General features: G+C 31.4%; 20 protein-coding genes. 8 read left to right on the plus strand and 12 right to left on the minus strand.

What is annotated here, in order from left to right:
• Window positions 1–59 precede the first annotated feature (59 nt).
• Window positions 60–857, minus strand: a complete 798-nt coding sequence (locus GCL60_RS01885) for a substrate-binding periplasmic protein (protein ID WP_153418165.1) — start codon at window positions 855–857, stop codon at window positions 60–62.
• 216 nt (window positions 858–1,073) lie between these two features.
• On the opposite strand from GCL60_RS01885, the gene GCL60_RS01890 reads away from it, so the two are divergent.
• Window positions 1,074–2,066: an ABC transporter substrate-binding protein gene (locus GCL60_RS01890; protein ID WP_153418166.1), complete on the plus strand. Its 993-nt coding sequence runs from the start codon at window positions 1,074–1,076 to the stop codon at window positions 2,064–2,066.
• 10 nt (window positions 2,067–2,076) lie between these two features.
• Here the strand turns inward: GCL60_RS01890 and GCL60_RS01895 are convergent, their stop codons facing one another.
• Window positions 2,077–2,736: a Dph6-related ATP pyrophosphatase gene (locus tag GCL60_RS01895; RefSeq protein WP_153418167.1), complete on the minus strand. Its 660-nt coding sequence runs from the start codon at window positions 2,734–2,736 to the stop codon at window positions 2,077–2,079.
• Between the two features lie 303 nt (window positions 2,737–3,039).
• Here GCL60_RS01895 and pstS point away from each other — a divergent pair, with 303 nt between their 5' ends.
• From pstS to pstB, 4 genes are read left to right on the plus strand one after another with little or no spacing between them, the layout of a single operon-like run.
• Window positions 3,040–4,146 carry a phosphate ABC transporter substrate-binding protein PstS gene (gene pstS, locus GCL60_RS01900; RefSeq protein ID WP_153418168.1) on the plus strand — a complete coding sequence of 369 codons (1,107 nt, stop codon included), beginning with the start codon at window positions 3,040–3,042 and terminating at the stop codon, window positions 4,144–4,146.
• Window positions 4,147–4,203: 57 nt separating this feature from the next.
• The gene (gene pstC / locus GCL60_RS01905) at window positions 4,204–5,133 is read left to right on the plus strand and encodes a phosphate ABC transporter permease subunit PstC (protein WP_153418169.1); all 930 of its coding nucleotides are present in this window, start codon (window positions 4,204–4,206) and stop codon (window positions 5,131–5,133) included.
• Window positions 5,130–5,978, plus strand: a complete 849-nt coding sequence (gene pstA, locus GCL60_RS01910) for a phosphate ABC transporter permease PstA (RefSeq protein ID WP_153418170.1) — start codon at window positions 5,130–5,132, stop codon at window positions 5,976–5,978. Before pstC ends, pstA begins: the two co-directional genes overlap by 4 nt.
• Window positions 5,975–6,835 (plus strand): phosphate ABC transporter ATP-binding protein PstB, encoded by an 861-nt coding sequence (gene pstB / locus GCL60_RS01915; protein ID WP_153418171.1) that lies wholly within the window; start codon window positions 5,975–5,977, stop codon window positions 6,833–6,835. The genes pstA and pstB overlap by 4 nt, the downstream gene beginning before the upstream one ends.
• A 6-nt stretch (window positions 6,836–6,841) precedes the next feature.
• On the opposite strand, the gene GCL60_RS01920 is transcribed toward pstB, so the two are convergent.
• From GCL60_RS01920 to GCL60_RS01935, 4 genes are all read right to left on the minus strand, one after another.
• Entirely contained in the window at window positions 6,842–7,882 is a 1,041-nt protein-coding gene (locus GCL60_RS01920; protein WP_153418172.1) for a trypsin-like serine protease, read from the minus strand.
• A gap of 132 nt (window positions 7,883–8,014) precedes the next feature.
• Window positions 8,015–8,974, minus strand: a complete 960-nt coding sequence (locus GCL60_RS01925) for a Crp/Fnr family transcriptional regulator (RefSeq protein ID WP_161998040.1) — start codon at window positions 8,972–8,974, stop codon at window positions 8,015–8,017.
• On the minus strand, window positions 8,971–9,984 hold the full coding sequence (locus tag GCL60_RS01930) for a chemotaxis protein (protein ID WP_153418174.1): 1,014 nt from the start codon (window positions 9,982–9,984) through the stop codon (window positions 8,971–8,973). The genes GCL60_RS01925 and GCL60_RS01930 overlap by 4 nt, the downstream gene beginning before the upstream one ends.
• 69 nt (window positions 9,985–10,053) lie before the next feature.
• The gene (locus tag GCL60_RS01935; RefSeq protein ID WP_153418175.1) at window positions 10,054–11,058 is read right to left on the minus strand and encodes a cyclic nucleotide-binding domain-containing protein; all 1,005 of its coding nucleotides are present in this window, start codon (window positions 11,056–11,058) and stop codon (window positions 10,054–10,056) included.
• Between the two features lie 184 nt (window positions 11,059–11,242).
• Here GCL60_RS01935 and GCL60_RS01940 point away from each other — a divergent pair, with 184 nt between their 5' ends.
• Complete coding sequence (locus GCL60_RS01940; protein WP_153418176.1) at window positions 11,243–11,542, plus strand: YggT family protein; 300 nt, start codon at window positions 11,243–11,245, stop codon at window positions 11,540–11,542.
• 4 nt (window positions 11,543–11,546) lie between these two features.
• Here the strand turns inward: GCL60_RS01940 and sppA are convergent, their stop codons facing one another.
• From sppA to GCL60_RS01955, 3 genes are all read right to left on the minus strand, one after another.
• Window positions 11,547–12,587, minus strand: a complete 1,041-nt coding sequence (sppA, locus tag GCL60_RS01945; protein ID WP_153418177.1) for a signal peptide peptidase SppA — start codon at window positions 12,585–12,587, stop codon at window positions 11,547–11,549.
• Between the two features lie 118 nt (window positions 12,588–12,705).
• Complete coding sequence (locus GCL60_RS01950; protein ID WP_153418178.1) at window positions 12,706–14,469, minus strand: 30S ribosomal protein S1; 1,764 nt, start codon at window positions 14,467–14,469, stop codon at window positions 12,706–12,708.
• A 162-nt stretch (window positions 14,470–14,631) separates the two neighbouring features.
• On the minus strand, window positions 14,632–15,936 hold the full coding sequence (locus GCL60_RS01955) for a 30S ribosomal protein S1 (RefSeq protein WP_161998041.1): 1,305 nt from the start codon (window positions 15,934–15,936) through the stop codon (window positions 14,632–14,634).
• Window positions 15,937–16,042: 106 nt separating this feature from the next.
• Between GCL60_RS01955 and GCL60_RS01960 the strand changes: the two genes are divergently transcribed.
• The gene (locus GCL60_RS01960) at window positions 16,043–17,041 is read left to right on the plus strand and encodes an extracellular solute-binding protein (RefSeq protein WP_153418180.1); all 999 of its coding nucleotides are present in this window, start codon (window positions 16,043–16,045) and stop codon (window positions 17,039–17,041) included.
• A gap of 18 nt (window positions 17,042–17,059) precedes the next feature.
• A complete protein-coding gene (locus GCL60_RS01965; protein ID WP_153418181.1) occupies window positions 17,060–18,250 on the plus strand; it encodes a metallophosphoesterase in 1,191 nt (396 codons plus the stop codon).
• On the opposite strand, the gene GCL60_RS01970 is transcribed toward GCL60_RS01965, so the two are convergent.
• From GCL60_RS01970 to GCL60_RS01980, 3 genes are all read right to left on the minus strand, one after another.
• On the minus strand, window positions 18,237–19,217 hold the full coding sequence (locus GCL60_RS01970; RefSeq protein WP_153418182.1) for an RNA-dependent RNA polymerase family protein: 981 nt from the start codon (window positions 19,215–19,217) through the stop codon (window positions 18,237–18,239). The two genes, GCL60_RS01965 and GCL60_RS01970, sit on opposite strands and share 14 nt — an antisense overlap.
• 186 nt (window positions 19,218–19,403) lie before the next feature.
• On the minus strand, window positions 19,404–21,095 hold the full coding sequence (locus tag GCL60_RS01975) for a sensor histidine kinase (protein WP_153418183.1): 1,692 nt from the start codon (window positions 21,093–21,095) through the stop codon (window positions 19,404–19,406).
• Between the two features lie 8 nt (window positions 21,096–21,103).
• Window positions 21,104–21,904: a substrate-binding periplasmic protein gene (locus GCL60_RS01980; protein ID WP_153418184.1), complete on the minus strand. Its 801-nt coding sequence runs from the start codon at window positions 21,902–21,904 to the stop codon at window positions 21,104–21,106.
• Window positions 21,905–22,084: the final 180 nt, after the last annotated feature.

Consider the following 22,084-nt stretch of genomic DNA (forward strand, 5'->3'; position numbering starts at 1 on the left):
AAGGATTTGGAAACAAAAGATTTTAAAATTTTTAAAGGCCAAAAGAGTTGTTTCGTTGTCTAATGAGTAATGTTGTTCTGATATGAGCTCATATCGTATTTTTTCATAATCGCAGAATATTGTGTTGTTTTTATAAATTTTTGAATTGCTATCCTTAATTCTTCTTCGTCTTTGGTGCTCAAATTCAGAGTGCTTGCAAGCCAAATTTGGCTTTCATAAATCTGGAAAAAATGATTTAATTCATTTTGAATATGGTATTTATTTATAAAATACAAAGCCTTTACTTTGGGTGCAATCCAGGCCTCAATTTCATGTGATTTTAGTCTATTAATGCAAATTTCTTCGCTTGGGCAAAAATACATCTTATTCTCTAGTCCAAACGATCTTAATATACTTTCTCCTGATCCGCCTGCAAGGGTTCCTATTATCCGAAGATTTTTTAAATTATTTATACTTGTAATTTCTTTAGATGTTCTCATATTAAAAACACAAGTCTGCTCTTCTATTAATGGATGTATCCAGTGATATTTATATTCTCTTTCAGGAGTTCTAAATAAATAATAAATAACAAATTGTGAATTTATTTCTTCTTTTGTTCTATGAATTAAATTTTCTTTTAAAGAAAATTTAAATTTTATATTTGCTGCTTTAAATGCAGCATTTATTATTTCATAAAAAATTCCTTTTTGCTTTGAGGAAGAGTCTAAAATTGAGTAGGGGGGGTTATTATCTAATTCAATTTCATAAGTGTTTTTAATAGCAAATACTTTAAAAATAAAAATAAATTGAAATAATAATAATATAAAAAATTTTATAAATTTATAAATTAAATTATTTTTTATATAAATTACGATCATTAAAAAAATATCCTTTATTTCAATATTAATAATCAATATTATATATTTAAAGTTATAAAAATTGTTTTTTGATGCAAAAGTCAAAATTTTGTCTTTCAAATTAATTATTATCAAGATTAATAAATATTTTGATTTATTAAAATCATTAAAAAATATCTTGAATACAAAATTTTATAATAGTAAAGAGATGAAGTCTTATTTGGAAAGGTATCGAAAATGAAACAAATATTTAAAATTGTATTGGTCTTTTTTTTCAATTATTTATTTATATTAAATGCATATGCAGTTATAAAACAACATGATTATCACGATGAATTAAAAACAGTAACATTATTACTTGATTGGAAGCCGAATACAAATCATTTAGGATTCTACGTTGCAAAATCAAAAGGTTATTATAATGATGAAGGCATTCAAATTAAAATTTTAAATCCTTCTCAAACTACTGGGACTGCTCTTGTAGGAACAGGTAAAGCAGATTTTGGAATAAGTTATGCGAACAATTTACTTTATGCTAGAAATGCAAATGTGCCAATTGTTGCGATAGCAGGCATAATTCAAAATGATACCTCTTGTTTTGTGTGGAGAAAGTCCTCACTCATAAAAAATGTAAAAGATTTAGAAGGAAAGAGATACGGAGGATGGGGAAGCCCTGAAGAAAATGCTACATTAAAGTTTATTATGCAGAAAAATGGAGCTGATTTTTCTAAAATTAAGATTATGACAACAGGCACGCAAGATTTTTTACCAGCAACTTTAAAAAATGTAGATTTTACTTGGGAGTATAAAGGTTGGAATATTCTTGCAGCGGAATTAAATCATGTTCTTGTGGATACTTATTGTCCCTCAGAACATTTTTCTGAATTAAATAAACCATCTCCTTTAATCATAACAAGCGAAAATAGGATAAAAAATAATCCTGAATTAATCAAAAAATTTATGAAAGCTACTTCTTTGGGTTATGAATTTGCAATCCATCATCCTGAAGAAGCCGCAAAACTATTTATAAAACAAGTCCCAGAATTAGATACAAAATTAGTATCTGCTTCAGCTAAATTTTTAGCTCCATTATATAAAGCAGATTCTAAAAAATGGGGAAATTTAAATGAGAAAAAATTTGAAAATTATGCAAATTGGATGCAAAAAGTAGAGTTGATAGATAAGGTTCCAAATACAAAAAATTATATTAATAATTCTTTTATTCCCTAAAAAATCATTTTTAGGAATGAACTAAATTTATATCCAAAATCCAATGCCCATTTTTAAGATTAATATCTCCATCTTTTAAATGCAATTGATCTGAAAAATAAGGTGCTTGATAAATTATTGTTTGAAATTCACCATTTTCTCCAAAAAGATCTACTTTTTTTGCTCTGAATTCTTCAATGATTTCTTTATCTAAATCACGTGATAAAAAGTCTCTAGTTAAATATTTTTCATTTACTGAAATTATTTTAGCTTTAAAACCTAATTCAAGAAATTCTGATAAAATTCCTTCCTTATCGCGACGCCATAAAGGAGTTAAAGTCCCTATATTTTGTGATGAGCAAATATTTTCCATAAGTTCTTTTTGTTCTTCATTTGTAATAAAAGGAAATACTCCGCAATATATTTTATATTTTTTTAGGCTATTTATTGTTTGTTTATAATTTTCATTAAAATCGTCCATTGAAGTATTAAATATAAGGAGTGGAATTTTTAAAAGGTCAGCTTGTGCACGTAAAAGAGAAGGGGATAAGTGATTTGTCTTATGTGTCATTCCTGTATCAATTAAAGGTGCAATTAAGCATTTAACTTGATTTGTCTTTAGTGCATGGTAAAGACTTAAGCAGCTATCATGACCGCCACTCCAAGCACAAAAAAGGTTATTTTGTTCCAAGACGAGTTTTCCTTTATTTTAATAAAAAAAGATAGGCCATAAGGCCAGAAGAGCAGACAAACTATATTCAAAAATTTATTTTTTTACAATAAACCTAGAGGAATACTAGCTATTAAAATTTATGTGACAAATTTGTGTCAAAAATATTTCGAAATTTGCCAAATGCCACTTAATAGCCAAATTCTTTTAACAACATAGGAATATAAATTCCTATAAAAATAGAATAACCCTCCCTAAGTTTGAGAATTGAGGGCAAAAATATTGACTCTTTTCTTTCTTGAGTTATATTAGAGGGTTAGATTTATGAAGTTTCGAATAAAGTCTTTTACTCAACTTTGGGCAATTTCGATTGCTTTTGCTAGCGGCTCATTTGCTAGCGCTAACGAATTAGTCACTGGAGCGGGTTCAAGTTTTATTGCACCGGTACTTTATAAATGGTCTGCTTCCTATAATGCTGAAAATGGTACAAAAATTAATTACCAGTCTACAGGTTCAGGCGCTGGAATTAAACAAATAGAAGGCAAAATTGTAGACTTTGGCGCTTCTGATATGCCTTTAAAACTTTCCGATCTCGATTCAAAAGGATTATTCCAATTTCCAGCTATCATTGGCGGTATTGTTATAATTACAAATATCCAGGGTATTAGCCAAGGTCAGCTTATTTTAAATGCAAAAACAATTGCTGAAATTTACAGCGGACAAATTAAAAATTGGAATGATAAGCGTATTGCTGAACTAAATCCTCATGTTACTTTACCAAATAAAAATATTATTGTTGTTTATCGCTCTGATGCTTCGGGAACTACATATAATTTTACGTATTTTCTTGAAAAAGCAACTACAGGTATTTGGAAAGCGGGAACAGGTACAGCCGTTTCTTGGCCATCTGGAATTACAGGGGTTGGCGGAAAAGGAAACGAAGGTATTACAACTATGGTGAAACGTGCACCTGGTTCTATTGGATACGTTGAATATGCATATGCTATGCAGAATAAATTAGCATGGGCTCGCCTCCAAAACGCAGATGGCAATATCGTTCCCCAAATTGATGCGAAAGATTTCAAAGATGAAAAGAAGGTAAGCGAAGCTTTTCAACAATCATTTCAAGCTGCCGCTTTACATGCAGATTGGGAAAAAGCGCCTGGAATGTTTGTTCTTTTAGCAAATCAAAAAGGGGCTCAATCTTGGCCAATCACAGCATCTACTTTTATTCTTATCCATAAAAATCAATTGAATCCTAAAATAGGTTCTGAAGTTTTAAAGTTTTTCCATTATGCTTTTACAAAAGGCTCTGGCTCGGCAAAATCTTTAGATTACATACCTATTCCTGAAAACACTTATAAATTAATACAAAAAAAATGGGCGTCTGATATTAAATCAGACAAAGACAAATCACCATTGTGGAAATAATAAAAACAGAGTTTTGAATTCACTTATTTAATTGATGTTGAGCTTTTTATTTGGAGAATGGTTTTGGGAGATTTTTTATTTTCAAACTTAACTCGGATTTTTGCATGGTTTGCATTTTTGCTTCTCATGTGTGTTCTATTTTCTTTGTGTGTGGCAAGTGCGCCCGCAATTCATGCCTTCGGATTTCATTTTTTAATTAGTGATGTTTGGGATCCTGTTCAGGGGCACTTTGGAGCATTGAGTGCAATTTGTGGTACCTTAATGACTTCTCTTATAGCAATGATTATAGGTGTTCCTTTAAGCCTTGGCATTGCTGTATTTATTTCTGAAATTTCTCAAGGAAAAATTTCCAAAATAGTTCGTACATTAATTGATCTCATGGCAGGAATTCCAAGTATTATTTATGGAATGTGGGGTTTATTAGTTCTTGCGCCATTTTTATCTAACCATATCCAACCTGTTGTATCTGAAGCTGTAGAAGATATCCCTTTTTTAAATACCTTATTTGGTGGGCCTCCATTAGGTATTGGTATTTTTACAGCGGGACTAATACTTGCCATTATGATTATTCCCTATATTTCTTCAACATTAATTGATATGTTCCGTTCTGTTCCCGCAGTTTTAAAAGAAGCCGCTTATGGAATTGGGGCAACCCGTTTTGAAGTTGTTCGCAAAGTGATTGTTCCTTATGTTCGTAAAGGAATGATTGGAAGTCTTATGTTAGGCCTTGGAAGAGCTCTGGGCGAAACAATGGCTGTTACCTTTGTTATTGGTAACTCAAAAGAATTAACTTCATCTTTATTTATGCCTGGAACAACAATTTCAGCATCTATTGCGAATGAATTTAATGAAGCCACCGGACATTTATATCCAGCTTCATTGCTTGAGCTTGGAATGATTCTTTTTGTACTTTCTTTTTTAATATTAGCGTTTGCTCGTTTGCTTATGTTACGTATCAATAGAAAGAAAGCAGGAGCGCATTCATGAAAAGAAATCAAGTTACTCGTAAACTTAATAATAAAATATTTACTTCCCTTTGTATTGGTTCTGTTTTATTTGGAATTACAATATTAAGTTCTATTTTTTATGCTTTAATTATTCACGGTTTTCCTGCATTAAGTCTAAATTTCTTTTTTATGGATACTCCTGCTCCCGATTCCATTGGAGGAGGATTAAGAAATGCAATTGTGGGAAGTTTTATTATAACAGTTGCTGCTGTTTTAGTTGCTACTCCGGTTGGTATTTTTGCTGCAACTTTTTTATCAGAATATGCACGAGGCAAAAAAATTGCTTCTGTGATTCGTTTTGTGAATGATGTTTGGCTAAGTGCACCATCTATTATTGTTGGTCTATTTGTGTATACGGTTGTTGTTCATCCCATGGGTAATTACTCTGCATTTGCGGGCGCTATTTCTCTCGCTATGATTGCTTGTCCTATCATTACACGTAGTGCCGAAGACATGCTTAATTTAGTGCCAAATGAGCTAAGAGAAGCAGCCATTGCTCTTGGTTTACCAAAGTGGCGAGTGATTGTTTACATTGCTTGGAGAGCTTCAAAACAAGGTATTCTAACAGGAATATTATTAGCTATAGCTCGCATTTCGGGGGAGACGGCTCCGTTACTTTTTACTTCATTAAACAATCAGTTTTGGAGTACAAGTCTTTCACAACCAATTGCGAACCTACCAGTTACTATTTATCAATTTGCCATGAGCCCATATCATAATTGGCAAGATCTTGCTTGGGGTGGGGCGCTCCTTATTACAGTCGTAGTTTTATTTTTAAATATTTTAACTCGCTATTTTGCTAAGTCTGGGGGAAAACGCTCATGAACTTTTTTCTAAATTCTACTAAAAATCCTGCTTTTTCAGGTCAATCTTCATCAGGAATTCCCGAAACAGAAGGGGGGTTAGATAATTTGGTTGTATTAAGAGATAGTTCACAAATTTCTATTCAAGATCTTAACTTTTATTATGGTAACAAACATCGTCTAAAAAATATCAATATCTCTTTTCGCAAAAATAAAATTACGGCTCTAATTGGTCCATCAGGATCTGGAAAATCAACATTATTAAGAACAATAAATCGAATTTATAGTTTATATCCAGAGCAAAAAGCTTATGGTAGCATCCTTGTACATGGAAAAAATATTCTTGAATCTAATGTAGATTTAAATGAATTGCGTACAAAAATTGGAATGGTTTTTCAAAAGCCGACCCCATTTCCAATGTCAATTTATGAAAATATTGCATTTGCTGTTAAGATGCATGAAAAACTAAGTAAAAAAGATCTACAACATAGAGTAGAATGGGCTTTAAGGGCTGCTGCTTTATGGGACGAAGTGAAGGATCACTTAAATGCTTCAGGGTTAGGACTTTCTGGTGGACAGCAACAACGTTTATGTATTGCAAGAACTATTGCTGTAAAGCCTGATATTTTATTATTAGATGAACCTTGTTCTGCTCTCGATCCTATTTCTACACAAAAAATTGAACATCTTTTAATGGAACTTAAAAAAGATTTTACAATTGTTATGGTAACACACAATATGCAACAAGCGATGCGCGCTAGTGATGATACTGTGTTTATGACAAACGGAGAAATTGTAGAAGCATCAGATACAAAAACATTTTTCTCAAATCCTAAAGATAAACAGTCGCTTGACTATGTTCATGGTAAATTTGGTTAAAATAGATTAATAAAAAGTAATATTTTCTCCTAATAACTTAGTTTCATTTATTAACCATTCTCTATAAGCTCCAATATTAATATTTATGCTCTTTTTATATTCACATATTTGAGGGGCTTTTCCAATATTTGCATGAACTACTCCAACGGCTAAAAATTCATTTCCTTTTTTTACAAAAAGAGGTCCTCCCGAATCGCCTTGGCAAATTCCATAATTATCATCTTCAATAAAAAGAAATGCTTTTCTAGGATCATCTAAATAGGAGGGCGTTATGAACGGTGACATAATCGTTTTATAAAATTCTCCTAAAGAAATATATGAATTATTGTCAACTGTTATGTTACTTAAGCTAAATTGAATAAAATTAAACTCATAAATTCTAGAAAAAGCCCATTTTTTTATTCTTTTAGTAGGTATTTCTATGTCATTATTTTTTCCATATCCAACAATAATAATGGTTTCGTCTTTAGAATCATTAGTTGTTAATTTAGATACTTTTGCTCCTATTTCACTGGCTTTTTTTGTTGTTTTTAATAAGGCTAAATCAGCAAAATTGCATTTATGAAATCCATTTGAAATATTGTTTTTATTTGAACAATATTTTTGGAAAAAAGGATGTATGGTTATAGATGAAATAGATGAAGTATTTAACTCATTTTTATTCAAAGGGTAAATTTCATGAGATAAGTCTGAATATATAGTTATATTTTTAATTTCATTGTCTATTGTTTTTTTATTTTCAGATAATTTGTTTATGTCAAAACAATGTGCTGCTGTTAAAATAATATTTTCTGCTATAAATGTACCAGAGCATAATCCTGAACCAGAAACAATAGAAACAACGCTTTTTGATTCTGGAAAAATATTTAATATATTTTCATTAAACTCACATCCATTTACAATTTTGTTGCTATTAGAATAGGATAAAGAGTCTATATTTTCGCAGTATTTATTTGATTTAATAGACTCATTCTCTTTTTTATTGCAAGAGTGTATTGTATTTGAAATTATAATAAAAAATAATAATAAATTACTGAAATATTTCATGTTTTCCTCATGTAAATTATTTTTATTAACGAAAATATTTTTTAATTTTAGATAAAATATTCGTTGTTTTTTTTACTACTATATTTTTAATTAATTAAAAGAAAATTTGGATTATAATTTAAAATATTTAAATTAAGGTTTTATATCTTTAATGATTCGGGATAAACTTTCAAATACAACTGTTTTTTGAAGTTTTGTTGGGACAAATTGAATAAAATCATTTGCTTCTTCTATTATTTCATTTTGAACTAAATCGGCAATCATAACTTCGCCATCTTGTCTTCCTAAATCAGTTTGGAGAAGAATTGCAATTTCACTTTTTTTAAACTTATTTTGATTATTATTTTTACGACTAATTCTTGCTAAAGAGGACATCCATGGATGGTATTTTTTTGGAGTAAATAAATTTGTTCCTTTTTTTACAACATTAATTGAAAACAAAGAATAATCTTCGAGAATTTGAGGATTAGGATTCGATAAAATCTTCCCATATTTTTTATCTTCAATTTCTTTTATTAATCCACAATCAATAAAAGCTTTATAAATATTTTCTAGATAGCTAAATTTTTTCATTAAAATATTTTCAGCTAAAGTTAAAAAATCATTCATTTGTAATATTGGAATGTTAAGATCATTCATAATGCAGGACTTACGTGCAAAAGAAGCAAGTAAACTAGCCAATTGAGCAGAATGATGATGAGATGTTCCAATATTTCGAAGTAAATTTTTTTCATTTAATTTTGTAGCAATCAGTAAATCATTTACATGTTTTAATCTATTAATGGCGTCTTTCATGACTGCTTGGCTCCAACCAGGCAGAGTTTTAAAGGCTTCGGCAAGACCATCATTCTGATAAAAAATAGCCACAGTTTGAGTAACAGCACGAGCCGTTGCTGTTCTTGGTTCTCTAGAGAAAAGTGTGATCGTACCTAAAACATCACCTGCTTTCAAGGTACCTAAAATGACTTCTGTATTTTCTCTTATACGGAAAATCTCAATTTCACCTTCTTGAACGTGATAAATGCCATTTGTTTGATCACCTTCATTAAAAATGATTTGTTTAGGAGCAAATGTGAGGGTTTCTGGTTTCACGATGCACCTGTCCAGGAAGGTGGTAAAGCTGCTTTTAAGGCTTCTACTATTTCTTTGCGGTTTAATTTTCCGACGTAAGCATCAGCTCCTGCTTGTTTAGCACGTTCTTTGTTTACATCACCCGTAAGACTGGAATGAAGTATGATGGGCATTTTCTTTAATTTTTCACTACCTCTGATTCGTTTCACAAAGGAGTATCCATCTAACTTCGGCATTTCTACATCGCTTACAATAAGTTGTACTTTGCTTAAATCAGATCCTGGTTCTGAATTGCTAAGATCCTGCCATGCGGCCTCTGCGTTGGTATACTCAATAATATCGAGCTGCATTCCTCTTAATAATTCACAGATTGCTCTTCTTGCTGTTGGTGAGTCATCAACAACTAAAATTAAAGGCCTTTTTGAATTATTTTGTGAGTTATTATTATTTGCAGTAGCTGAATTAGCCATCCCTGTATTTTGATTTGAATTCATGGGATTATCAATAGCAAATGAAGAAGTTCCTTGTCCTCCACTTCTGCTTTCAATATCAAGTAAAATACGTTCAAAATCTAAAATGAAAATAAAGTCTTGATTTTCAATTAACATCATTCCCGTAATTGTATTAAAAGCATCGCTTGAAGGAGGAAGAACTTTATCCCAACTAACTCTTCTAATTCTTCTTGTTCCTGCAACGACAAATCCCGCTTTTCTACTTGAAAACTCTGTTACGATAACTTGACTTGTGGGTGTAACGACTTCATCGTCATAACCTAAAGCTTTAGCTAAATGAATTGCAGGAATGGGAGCGCCTCTTAAATTAAATACGCCTAATACTTCAGGGGCATTTGTTAAGCAGGGAACAATAGTGGGAAGCCGAATGACTTCTCTTACTTTAGCAACGTTAACTCCATATAAAATAGGTGTTTTTCTATCAGAAGATGTTACTGCACTTGTTTTGGTTGCAGTAAATTCAATTAGCTCAAAGATATTACTACCCACTTGAAACATGGGTCTACCGATGCTAACCACACAATCTCCTAAAAAAGGATAAGTCTTTTTCTTATATCGGTATTATGGCTTATTTCTAGAGGTAAGGATTTAGGCTACTGTCTTTTTTTCATCAGGTTTTATTTTATCAATGTCATTAATGCCACGGGAAATACTTTCAAAAATGACTCTTTTTTGCAGCATAGATGCATTTAATAATATTCTCATGCTTGCTTGATCGGCGCCTTTTTCAGATAAAAGTTTTAGAGATAGCAACTGTACTAAAATATCATCGCCATCTTCTCTTCCCAATTCTTTATTTATTAAATTTGCAAAATCGACTTTCAAAAATGATCCACTATTTTCTTTGAATCTTTTATGTATACGAATTAAGCCACTAACCCATTTATGGCATTTAATGGGAATAAATCCAGTGAGGCCTTTTTTTGCAATATTAGCTGAGAATACAGCAAAATCTTCTATTAATTGAACATTTGGAGATAATATGATGTTACCATATTTTTTATCAAATATGGTTTTTATGAGACCGCCAGTAGAATACAAATTAAATATTTTTTCTAAATAATCAAATTTTTTATTTAAAATTAATTCACCGTTTACTAAAAAAGATTTTAAAGGATATATTTTGTTATCATCATGTTCGATTGTTCCTTGTCTTACAAAGGCAGCAAGCAAATAGGCTAGTTGTGAGCCGTGTTGATGAGGAGAACCCGTACTTTTAATGAGTTTTTTTTCATTAACTCTAACTTCTATGAGCTGTTGGCTAAAAAACTTTATTCTTTCCGTTGCTGATTTAATAAATATATTAATAATGGGATTCACTTCGTTAAAATAGGGGTTTATGGCTTCTAATGGATAAAATAATGCAACCGTTTGTACAACCGTTCTTGCCGTAACAACATGTCTTTCTTTAGAAAGAAGTGTGGATAGGCCAATTATTTGACCTCTTGCAATTTCTCCTAGTGGATACTCATGTCCTTCAATAGTTTTAAAAAGCTCTACTTTTCCTTCTTGAATAACATAAATTCCTTTTGTTTCATCTCCTTCTTGTACAACTATAGTTTTAGGTGGAAGCACAATGCTTGCGTTTTTCACTTATGATTTCCATTTTCAATGAAAAGAATTATCAGCCTAGGATTCTTTTCGGAATTTAAGATAAAATCTATATTAAAGTGAAATTGACGAAATTCTGTTTTGCTTTAAGAATAAATAAACATTTGGTAGAATATCAAATGTTTATTTATTCTTAACTATTTTTTGATTCCTCAAGGAGAGAGGCATGCTATTAATTGAGATTGTATTTAAAATTGCTTATTATTTATTATATTTTTATATGTTGTGTTTAATTATTACTGGGATTTTAAGTTTGGTAGGGGCTAATCCATCAAATCCATTAGTTGGATTTTTGAATGCTCTCACTTCTCCACCTTGTCGATTCATAACTAGAAAATTTCCAAAACTTATTGTTAGAAGTCAACACGGATTTTACGATTTGTCACCTATTGTTTTAATATTAATTGTTGGTTGTCTTATGATTATTGTACAAACGGTGGCAAATCATCTTGGCTTTTACGTTTAGTTAATTAATATTCTGCTTTAGGTATTTTATTTTGTAATTTTGTGTTTTTGAAGTTTTCAGAAAAAGAATCTCTAATTATATTGTTTGTGCTTCCTGCAAATTTTTGAGCAAATAATTCTGAAAATGATTGTATATCATCATAATAAAAAACATCTGGAGTGATTTTTACTTTTGCTAAAGTAACTAATTCGGAAATGGCAGTTTGTTTTGTGCCTATGATATCAATTAATTTTAAGTTTAATGCTTGTGGCCCTAATACAACTCGTCCATCAGACATAAATTTCATAGTAGCATCACTTGTTTTTCTGCCTTGTTTTACATCATCAACAAATTGCATTCTTGTTTCTTCAATTAATTCTTGAAGATATTGTTTATCTTTTTCATTCATGGGTCGCGTTGGAGATCCTGTGTCTTTTAAGGCTCCTGTTTTAATTACAAAGGGATTTATTTTTAAAAATTGAATGAGTTTATCTGCTTCAAATCCGTTCATAATTACACCAATGCTTCCAATAATACTGCCCCGATTTGCAATAATTTTACTGGAGGATGCGCTTGAGTAATAAGCTCCACTTGCAGCAACTTCTCTAACATAAGTAACAACAGGTTTTACCTTTGTGATTTCTTTTATGGTGTCATAAATTTCTTGGCTTGGGACAACAGAGCCTCCTGGACTATTCACATCAAATAAAATACCTACAACATGTTTATCGTCTCGTGCTGTTTCTAATTTTTCAATGACTAATGCTGAATTTTCAGGAGTAATTTCTCCATAAAGCCGAATCCCAGCGATATAAGGAGAAGAGGTGTTTGGTGTTGTAAAAGTGAGGCCTGTTTTTGCTGAGCTTGAAGCTCCGCCCATTGAAGAGGAAAATGTTTTTATTCCACTTGAAAAGCTATAAATAGAAATAGAAATAATACCAACAAATATGACAAATAAAACTACGGAAATAACTCCAATAGTAGCAAAAACAGATTTGATTGCTGTAAGAAAAGAATGAGAGCGTTTTGTTGAAATTGTGTTTTGATCTTCTTGATGAGAACTCATAAATACCTTTCAAAATGAATTGAATTTATATACCAAAATAAATAAACTCTTGAGCTTTGCTACAGTATCACAAAATTCAAGAGTCTAAAATTTTCGGGAATCAAAAATAATATAAAGATTAGATATTATCTTTTGTTGCTTTTGCTCTAGCAAATGCTTCAGCAAAGCTATTTTGTGGAGATGCTTCATTATTTAAAGCCGCTTGAATGGCTTTGTTATGAGTTTCATCTAGACCGCGAGTTGCTGCTTTTTGTGAAAGTTCAAAACGACGTTCAGCATAATCTACACTTAGGATAATGTAATCAATGTCTGTATCAATAGCTATATTTGGGTTTTCAAGTTCAGTTGTGTGAACAAGACCTTCAACACCTGGAGCGATTTCAACAAAGGCACCAAATTCAGCCATGCGAGTAATTTTACCTTTGCCTTTTGTTCCAGGCATTAGTTTTTTCGCAGCAACTTCATATGGATCTTCGCCTAATTGTTTAATGCCAAGTGAAAAGCGCATGTTTTCAACATCAATTTGAAGAACTTTTGCTTCTACTTCGTCACCTTTTTTGTAAAGATCTTGTGGGTGTTTAATGCGTTCTGTGTAGCTGATGTCAGATACATGGATTAAACCGTCAACACCTTCTTCGATACCAACAAAGATACCAAAGTCTGTGATATTGCGAATTTTACCGCGAATAACGTCATTTACTTGGTATTTTTGAGTAACAATTTCCCATGGATTTGGTTCTGTTTGTTTCATTCCAAGAGAAATGCGGTGGTTTTCAAGATCAACAGCAAGAACAACAACTTCAACTTCGTCACCGATGTTTACAATTTTGCTTGGGTGTTTAATGCGGCGGTTCCATGTCATTTCAGTAACGTGGATTAAGCCTTCTACGCCTGGCTCTAATTCAACAAAAGCGCCGTAGTCAGTTAAACTAACTACTTTACCACGTAGGCGTTGAGCGGAAGCGTATTTTTCAGCTACAGAAACCCAAGGATCATTTTGAAGTTGTTTTAAGCCGAGAGAAACGCGGTTGCTGGAAGGATCAAAGCTAAGAACTTTAACATTGATTTCGTCACCAACATTTAAAACTTCAGATGGGCTATTGAGGCGTCCCCAAGACATATCTGTGATATGTAGAAGGCCATCAATGCCGCCTAGATCAATAAATGCACCATAATCTGTGATATTTTTAACAATACCGATCATGGAAGAACCAACTTGTAGTCCCTTTAGAGTTTCGCTGCGCATACGCTCACGGTCTTGCTCTAAAAGTACGCGACGTGAAAGAACAATGTTTCCACGTTTTTTGTTGAATTTAATAATTTTGAATTGAAGAACTTGGCCAAGAAGTTTTTCAAGGTTGCGCACAGGGCGAAGATCTACTTGGGAGCCAGGTAAGAATGCCTTCACGCCGATATCAACAGAAAGACCACCTTTTACGCGGCCAACGATTTTACCTTCAACGAGTTCGTCTTTTTCGAATGCGTCAGAAATACGATCCCAAGCTTTAAGCATGTCTGCTTTGTCTTTAGAAAGTACAAGTTCGCCTTCGTCATCTTCAAAAACGTCAACAAAAACGTCAATAACATCACCAACTTTAAGTGAGAAAATGCCGTTTTCAGATGTGAATTCGCTTTTTGGAATTTCGCCAGCAGATTTGTGGCCGATATCAATTACAACGCTGTCATCTTTAATTTCGATAACGCGACCCTTAACAACTTGACCTTCTTTGATCACGCTTTGGGATTCTTCTTGCGCTTTAAATAAAGCAGCAAATCCGTCTGGAATTTCTTCTTGGGATAAGAAGTCGACGTCTTCGTCTAACCATTCAAGGGAGTTGTAATTTACTTTTTTCTTGGAAATATCGGAGTGGAGACTTGCCATATGAGCGGAATACCTTTCTAAATAGCCGTAAAACATTTTGTATAAGAAAGAGCTGTTTTGCGGGAAAAAGCTAATGATATAGCTACGTTAAATATAGATACGCAAAATATTGCGTAAGTCGGGACGAACGTAGCACATTTGAATTATCTTGTATAGTTATTATTATTTCTTCTTTTTTGCGTGTTTGAAAGCAGAAGCGAAGATACTTGTGTCGTCACGATTTGTTGGAATTAGCACCTTAGCTTCGTTTGACTTATATTCTTCCCACTGTTTCATTAAAGCTTTGTCTTCATCGCTCATATTTGAAAATTCATCGCGTTTTTTACCTTTGAATTTATTAATGAGTTCTTCAGGCATAGGGCCTTTAATAGATAAACTTAAGCGGTGAGCGCCTAGATCAGCTGCTAACACATGAACTTTAACAGATTGTCCTTCTGCTAAAATATCTTTAGGATGGTTTATTCTTTTTTCCCATGTAATTTGGTGAATAGGTACAAGCCCATCAACACCATCTGCTACATTTACAAAAGCACCTGAGTCGATCATGCGAACGACTGTTCCTTGAAGAACGGCACCTGGATGCAAACGAGTTGCATTGGATATCCAAGGATCTTCGCCAGCTTCTTTCATTGTAAATGCTATTTTTAATTTTGGAGTACGTTCGATTTTTATAATTTTAACGTTAACTTGTTCGCCTAAACGAACAGCTTCATCGGCTTTTTTAAGTCTTTTCCATGCCATTTCGCTTAATGGAATAAGTCCTTCAATTCCATCAATTGAGGCAAAGGCGCCAAAGTCTACTAAGCGCGTAATGGTTGCTAAATGACTTTGTCCAACTTCAAGTTTTTCGAGAGCAGAAGAAATTTTGCTGTCTAATTCTTGGCGTAAAATAGATTTACGAGATAAAACAACGTTTCTTCCTTTTAATTCAGTAATTGTAAACTTAAAAGTATTTCCAACATAAACTTCAGGATTATCAAAATGTGTTAGATCCATTTGTCCTAAAGGAACAAAGCATCTTTTTGCACCAACAGTAGCTTCAAATCCACCTTTAATCACTTTTTCTACTTTTGCTTCAACAGGTATTTTAGCTTCAAAAGCGTTTCTTAATAAAGAATCATCCACTTCATTGCGACGAAGTGTGCGTGTTAAAAGGATTTCAGAGCCATTATCCGTTCTGACAAATGCAGAAATTGTATCTCCTACTTTAGGCACAGATTGAGAAGCGCTTGTAAATTCTTCTATGGATAAAGTTGCGGAACTTTTTCCACCAAGGTCAATAAAAACAAACTCTGAGCTAATGGAAACAACGCTTCCTTCAACAGATTCACCCATGCGGTATCTACGTGAAGTTGGCGTGTGTTTATCATCCTGTAGTAGCTGTTCAAATTCATTAGATTCTTCTGCTTCTGAAGCGAAAGGGTCACGTGCGTTTTCTTCTTTATCAATGTACCTAAATTTTGCCATTGCTGATTTGTCCTTATTGTTTGCTTTAACATATGCGCCAAGCATTACGTAAGCTTTTGTGCCATAATGTGAATATAAGATCAATTGTTAAGGAAGGAGTCAGAAGTTGTCTCAATTTTTTATTTTTGCAATCACCCTATTATTTCCTTTTATCGCTCATTCCGCTACCTATAAGCCTATTTTAAATATTCTTGCTCCCATAGGTGTAATGTCACCAAAAATCATTTCGCAATTTGAAGAAGATAACCAATGCAATGTAAGGATTGAATTTGTAGGAAGTCGTTATGAATATGAATCGAGGTTACGGGCTGGATTAAGAAACTATGATCTTGTGATATCCGATGAACGAATCTTACAAAGATTGTTTTTACAACGCCAATTAAGATCTCTAAATGAAGATGTTACTTTTTCAGCTAACGTAGCGGGAAAGTATCCATTGCAAGTTAAATCAAGGTTAAATTCAGATGGCCGTTCCTATTTTACTTTTTTGGCAGATCCAATGGGGATTGCTTATAATAAAAAGAATTTTATTTTAAAACAAACACAACCATCATGGGATTGGATAATATCTCCAGATGAAATTCCATATTGGAGACAAAGAATATATGTTTCTAACTTTCCAAAACATCAATTACTGCTAGCATTACTCGCTACTGGTAAAGAAATTACAACAGCTTCGTGGTTTATACCCGAACCCACATTAAAATGGTTACAAAATTTAAAACTTCAAAGTGCAAATATTGACTATCCTTTAGAGCTTGCTTTTTTAGGTAACAAAATTGAAGCAGCTGTTATTTTTCGTTCCGATTATTTTAGGTTAAAAAAAGTTGTGCCAGATCTTAAATTTGTAGTGCCTTCTAAAGTAACATATTATGATAGAATCGGAATTGCGATTGTTTCTGACACGGTTCAAGAAGCTTTAGCTCAAAATTTTATAAAATATTTAAATATCAAAAAAGACTCCTTAATTGTAAATGAAAATTATTTAAGCTATAACGTTTTAAATTATGAAGGTTCAGCAACTAAAAACTGGGTGCCTTATGATGATGATATTCCTATTCCAAGAAGGATAGAAAATATTTTGAATGATTTTTACAAAAAATAATCTATTAAGAGGTTTATAATGGATTTAATAAGAATAACTATTCTTATTTTGTTTTTAATTTTTACTTATTTCTATTTAGTTAGGTGTTTTCTTTTAGTTATTCAACCTCAAAAAAAAAGAAACGTTTATATTCTTGTTCTTATATTTATGTTTCTTTTAAACATAGGATTTTGGGGGTCTAGATTTTTTCGTTGGCAAGGACATTTACCTAACTATTTCTATTATTTAGAATGGGTAAGTTATACTTGTTTAGGACTCATGCTTTTTTTCTTAATATGTTTTTTTATAGCAGATTTATTTTTTCTTTTAAATAAAGTAATATATTTTTTTAAAAGAAAAAGTTTTCTTGAAAAAGAAATTAAAAAAAATAAAATTCATTCCCAACGTCGAAGCTTTTTACACATGATTTCAGTAGGCTGTGCGTCTATTTTAACAGGAATTGCTTTTTATAATGCAAGAAAAACGCCAGAGGTAAAAAAAGTTTTTGTTCCCATTTTAAATTTACATTCTGATTTAAAAGATTTTAATATTGTTCAATTAACTGATTTTCATATAGGTCAAACGATCGGTTTAAGTTATGTTCATGCTGTGGTTGAAAGGGTGAATTCTCTTAATCCAGATATCATTGTAATCACAGGTGACCTTGTAGATGGTTTTGTTCATCAAATTAAAGAATGGGTAGAACCACTATCAACATTAAAAGCAAAATATGGCATTTATTATGTTACAGGAAATCATGAATATTATTGGGATGCAACGGGATGGATTCAATTTATGCAATCCATTGGTTGTGTTTATTTAGGAAATTCAAATAAAACAATTTCTATTGGAAATGCAAATGTTGTTATTGCAGGACTAACAGATTTAGCTGCAATAAAATTTAATGAAAATGAGAAAACAGACTATATAAAATCTATAGAAAATGCTTCCATAAAATCTGACTTAAAAATATTATTAGCCCACCAACCAAATAGTGCATTTGAAGCTGCAAAACTCAATTTTTATGACTTACAAATTTCCGGTCATACTCATGGTGGTCAAATGTGGCCTATGACTTGGATGATTCATTTTATTCAATATTTTCGTCCAGGTTTAACTTTATATGAAAAAATGTGGGTTTATGTTAGCCGTGGTACAGGCTATTGGGGACCGCCTTCACGATTAGGTTCTGATTCCGAAATTACTCATATCTTTTTTAAGCAGGCTTAGCACCATAGTCATCTATTTCTCTTTCTATGATATTTTTTGGTACTTTAGGTATTCCAGGAATATCAAGGTGCTTGTCTGTACCCATTTCATAAATTTTTATTGGATCTATATGTTTGTAACGATAACTTCTAATTTCACAGTAAGCGAGGCCATGGAGAAGAGGTAAAATATCGTAAAATGGGGTTTCAGGAACAAACGGGGATGCTTCGTCTTTCATGCCAAGGGACATGATTAAATTTCTTGAACTAATAATTCTTGGCATTTCAGCAAGTTTTTTTGTTACGTTAAGTAAATCTATTGATTTTTTTCTCCCCGCATTTTGAATTTGTAATTTTTGGTTTGTAACTGATGATAATAAATTGTTACGTCTACCAAGTTCTTCTCTCCAATCAATCATTTTTTGTGCTTGACAATATATACTTCCTTTTAAAAATTCATCTACACATTTTTCAATGATATGTCTAACCAATTTAGAATGTAATATAAATGTTTTAGTAAAATAATTCTTACCTTCATAATTTATCAATCTGCCATCAAATATTTGTTTTAAATCAAATCCAGCAAAAGAATATTCAGGTAAGGGATAAACAGTATCTACTCTCTCAGAAATTAAATCTTTTACAATTAAACAATCATCTTTATGATATTCAACCTGAAATAGAGAATGTCTGAAGTTTCTAAATTGTTCATATTTTGCTATTTCTTTAAGAGAAAAGCAGGACTGCCCATTATACAAAAATGTTTCAAAAACTGTTGAACCTGAAAAGCCTTCAGATAGTCGATATTCAAAAATAAAAAACTCTTGGAAAGAAAACATTCTTTGTTCAAAAAAAGGATCATCATCATTCACTTTACCCGTTGAAATAGAAAAAAGTTCTCTGGCAATTTGCCTCTCTTGCTTAAATTCAGACTTTAAAGAGTATTCTGATAAGATACGCATTATATCTTGGCAATGATGAGCAGGCATGGAATCCCTCAAGCTAGAATTGTGATCTTAGATGGTATAAATATTATAATAAAATTATCTCATAAAAGAGTCAAAATTTTCCGACTTTGTAAAAAAACAATTTATTTGTCTTTTTAAATTGCATTATCAAACTCCAAAGTAGATTTGATAATGTCTTGTTTCGGTAAAATAAAATGAAGTTAACAGTTATTTTTTTGGAATTTCTATTATAAAAACGGTGTGCTTAGATAAAGTGTCTAAATACAATTTTCCTCCATGAGATTCTATAATCCCCTTAGAAATACTTAATCCTAAACCTGTTCCTTGGCCAATGTCTTTTGTTGTAAAAAAGGGTTGCATTATTTTGTCTTGAATATCTTTTGAAATTTTTTCACCGCTATTCATGACATTGATTTTTATAACGGATTCTGTTTGATCCACAAATATTTTTATCCATTTATCATTTTGATTCATAATAGCATCACATGCGTTATTTATTAAATTTAAAAGTACTTGAGAAATTTGAACAGAACGGCAATTTATAGATAAATTATTATCGTTTAATTCGTCAATTAATTTGACTTCTCTTTGTATGAGTCTTTCAGAACAAAGAATAAAAGTATTATCAAAAATTGAACGTAAAGAAGTTAAAATAAATTTATCTTGATCACCTGAGCGGGAAAAGGATCTTAATCCTAATACAATTTTTGCAATTTGTTGCGCAACTTTTTCTATAATATCTATGTAATTTTTTATAGTATCAATATTAATAGGCTCTTTATCTAAAACTCTTTTTATTTGTGATGCTCGTAACGTTATGACACCTAAAGGAGTATTTATTTCGTGAGCAACACCGCCAGCCATTTCACCAAGAGCAGACATTTTAGATGAGCTTACTAATTTTGTTTGTAAATTACGAAGCGAAATCAGAGCTTGGCTAACTAATAGATGTAGTTTTTGAGCTCGATTTTGAATAATAACGGTAAATATTATTGATATTAAAAGAAAAATAGAAGTTAAAATAAACGTATTTCTTCTTAATTGATAAACGTCAATTAATACTTCATTCACGGGAAGAGAAACTAATACACTCCAATTTTGAATTTCCATTTTTTTAAAACCAACAATATATTCTATATTTTTCATAAAAAAATGGCTTATCCCACTTTTATTATTTATTATATATTTTTCAGTGTTTTTTATGTTTGAACTATCGTTATCTAAATCTCTAAATTTATGAACTGAGGAAAACTTTTTTTCCAAATTATTCAGTATATTTCCATTTGCATCCATAATTAATGCAAAACCATAATTTTCTGCTTTAAATTCATTAAGAGGTTTAAACATATTTTCAAGTTTTAGAGTACCACAGATCACGCCTGAAAATTCCCATTTTCCAGAGCCAACATCTAAAAAAATGGGAATTGCAATTACAATTGCTTTGTATCCCCAAAATCCTTCTTGAGGTGTTGAAACAAAAGGTTTTTTTTCTTTCATTACATATTTAATATAGGAAGTATTTTTAATATTTAATCCAATTTTATTAAATTTATATGGTCCTATATTAGCAATTCTTCCATTGTCATTTACGATAAATATATGTTCAAATTGATTTAAAACTTTTAATTGTTCTACAATCGCATCATTAATATTGGTAGCAGTTTGTATCATTTGAGAAATACTTTTTAAAATACTAATATCTCGTATAATAAAATCATTTAGCTGCTCAGCAACCTGATGTGATATATTTAAAGTTTCTTTTTCAGCACGAAGAGTTACTAAATTTGATGAGGTATTATATATAAAAAAACTCAAGAGACAAATTGAAAAACAAAATATTAAAATAATTAAATAGATTAATTTTGCAAGAGTATTTGGTGATGAATTGATTTTAGTCATTTTAAATTTTATTTAGTTTTAATACCAAACCATTTATTGAATATTTCTGTATAGTCATTTGATTTTTGAAAGGTAACTAATGCTTCATTAAATTTTATACGTAGTTGTTTTTTTTGACCTTTTGCAAATGCTAATGCGACAGGAGTACTTGCAAATTCTTCTCCGACTAGTTTTAATTTGTCTGTCAATTCTGAATTTTGTTTTATCGTGTAAAGACCTACAAGTTTATCTGCTACAGCTCCTTCTACTTTGCCATTAAGTGCAGCCATAAAACAATCTTTTGCATTTTCAAAAGTAACCATCTCAATTTTTGGATAATGATCCCTTATCCAAGGAACTGAGAAATGATTTTTTTGTATTCCCATTTTTTTGCCATTTAAATCGCTTAAATTTGAAATATTTTTTTCTTTAGGAACAAAAAGAATAGCAGCATAATTTGCATATGGTTCTGAATAATCATAGCTCTTTTTTCTTTCTTCATTAATACCAATCGTTGCTATTGCATCTGCGGTGTTTACTTTTACAGAAACAAGAACTTTTGCCCAAGCGTTAGGAATAAACTCTGATTTAAGTCCCATTTTTTGAACCACATTTTTCAATAAATCAATTTCAAAACCTTGGGATACATTATATTTACCTTGCGCATTTTTTTCTGCATAACCGAACGGAGCAAAAGAATCATCATGTGAAATCGTAAGAACTCCTTGCTTAACAAGAGAAAGATCTTCTGCAAATGCGATTTTTGTAAACATCAAAAATATTATTGAAATTGCGATGGAAATTTTAATAAATGGTAGTTTTAGCATCATTCTCCAGCCCTTTTCAATAAAATGATTATTTCAGATACTATCGGTGAAGACTATCAAAATTTAACATTAGGTCTTATTACATACCCAGCAAACATTACATGGCGTCATTTATTTTTTGTTTCAAAATAGAAAATTCAAATTTAATTTTAAATCAATTCAGGATAGTTATAGAAACTCATT

It is taken from the genome of Silvanigrella paludirubra (genome assembly GCF_009208775.1).
In the GTDB taxonomy this organism is placed as follows: domain Bacteria; phylum Bdellovibrionota_B; class Oligoflexia; order Silvanigrellales; family Silvanigrellaceae; genus Silvanigrella; species Silvanigrella paludirubra.

What these genes read in the sequence shown, in the direction of transcription:
- GCL60_RS01975 (WP_153418183.1), bottom strand. Translation starts at nt 21,095, where the DNA reads ATGACTAAAATCAATTCATCACCAAATACTCTTGCAAAATTAATCTAT.
- GCL60_RS01955 (WP_161998041.1), bottom strand. Translation starts at nt 15,936, where the DNA reads ATGGCAAAATTTAGGTACATTGATAAAGAAGAAAACGCACGTGACCCT.
- GCL60_RS01940 (WP_153418176.1), top strand. Translation starts at nt 11,243, where the DNA reads ATGCTATTAATTGAGATTGTATTTAAAATTGCTTATTATTTATTATAT.
- GCL60_RS01965 (WP_153418181.1), top strand. Translation starts at nt 17,060, where the DNA reads ATGGATTTAATAAGAATAACTATTCTTATTTTGTTTTTAATTTTTACT.
- GCL60_RS01890 (WP_153418166.1), top strand. Translation starts at nt 1,074, where the DNA reads ATGAAACAAATATTTAAAATTGTATTGGTCTTTTTTTTCAATTATTTA.
- GCL60_RS01950 (WP_153418178.1), bottom strand. Translation starts at nt 14,469, where the DNA reads ATGGCAAGTCTCCACTCCGATATTTCCAAGAAAAAAGTAAATTACAAC.
- pstB (WP_153418171.1), top strand. Translation starts at nt 5,975, where the DNA reads ATGAACTTTTTTCTAAATTCTACTAAAAATCCTGCTTTTTCAGGTCAA.
- GCL60_RS01885 (WP_153418165.1), bottom strand. Translation starts at nt 857, where the DNA reads ATGATCGTAATTTATATAAAAAATAATTTAATTTATAAATTTATAAAA.
- GCL60_RS01980 (WP_153418184.1), bottom strand. Translation starts at nt 21,904, where the DNA reads ATGATGCTAAAACTACCATTTATTAAAATTTCCATCGCAATTTCAATA.
- pstS (WP_153418168.1), top strand. Translation starts at nt 3,040, where the DNA reads ATGAAGTTTCGAATAAAGTCTTTTACTCAACTTTGGGCAATTTCGATT.
- sppA (WP_153418177.1), bottom strand. Translation starts at nt 12,587, where the DNA reads ATGAGTTCTCATCAAGAAGATCAAAACACAATTTCAACAAAACGCTCT.
- GCL60_RS01970 (WP_153418182.1), bottom strand. Translation starts at nt 19,217, where the DNA reads ATGCCTGCTCATCATTGCCAAGATATAATGCGTATCTTATCAGAATAC.
- pstA (WP_153418170.1), top strand. Translation starts at nt 5,130, where the DNA reads ATGAAAAGAAATCAAGTTACTCGTAAACTTAATAATAAAATATTTACT.
- GCL60_RS01920 (WP_153418172.1), bottom strand. Translation starts at nt 7,882, where the DNA reads ATGAAATATTTCAGTAATTTATTATTATTTTTTATTATAATTTCAAAT.
- pstC (WP_153418169.1), top strand. Translation starts at nt 4,204, where the DNA reads ATGGTTTTGGGAGATTTTTTATTTTCAAACTTAACTCGGATTTTTGCA.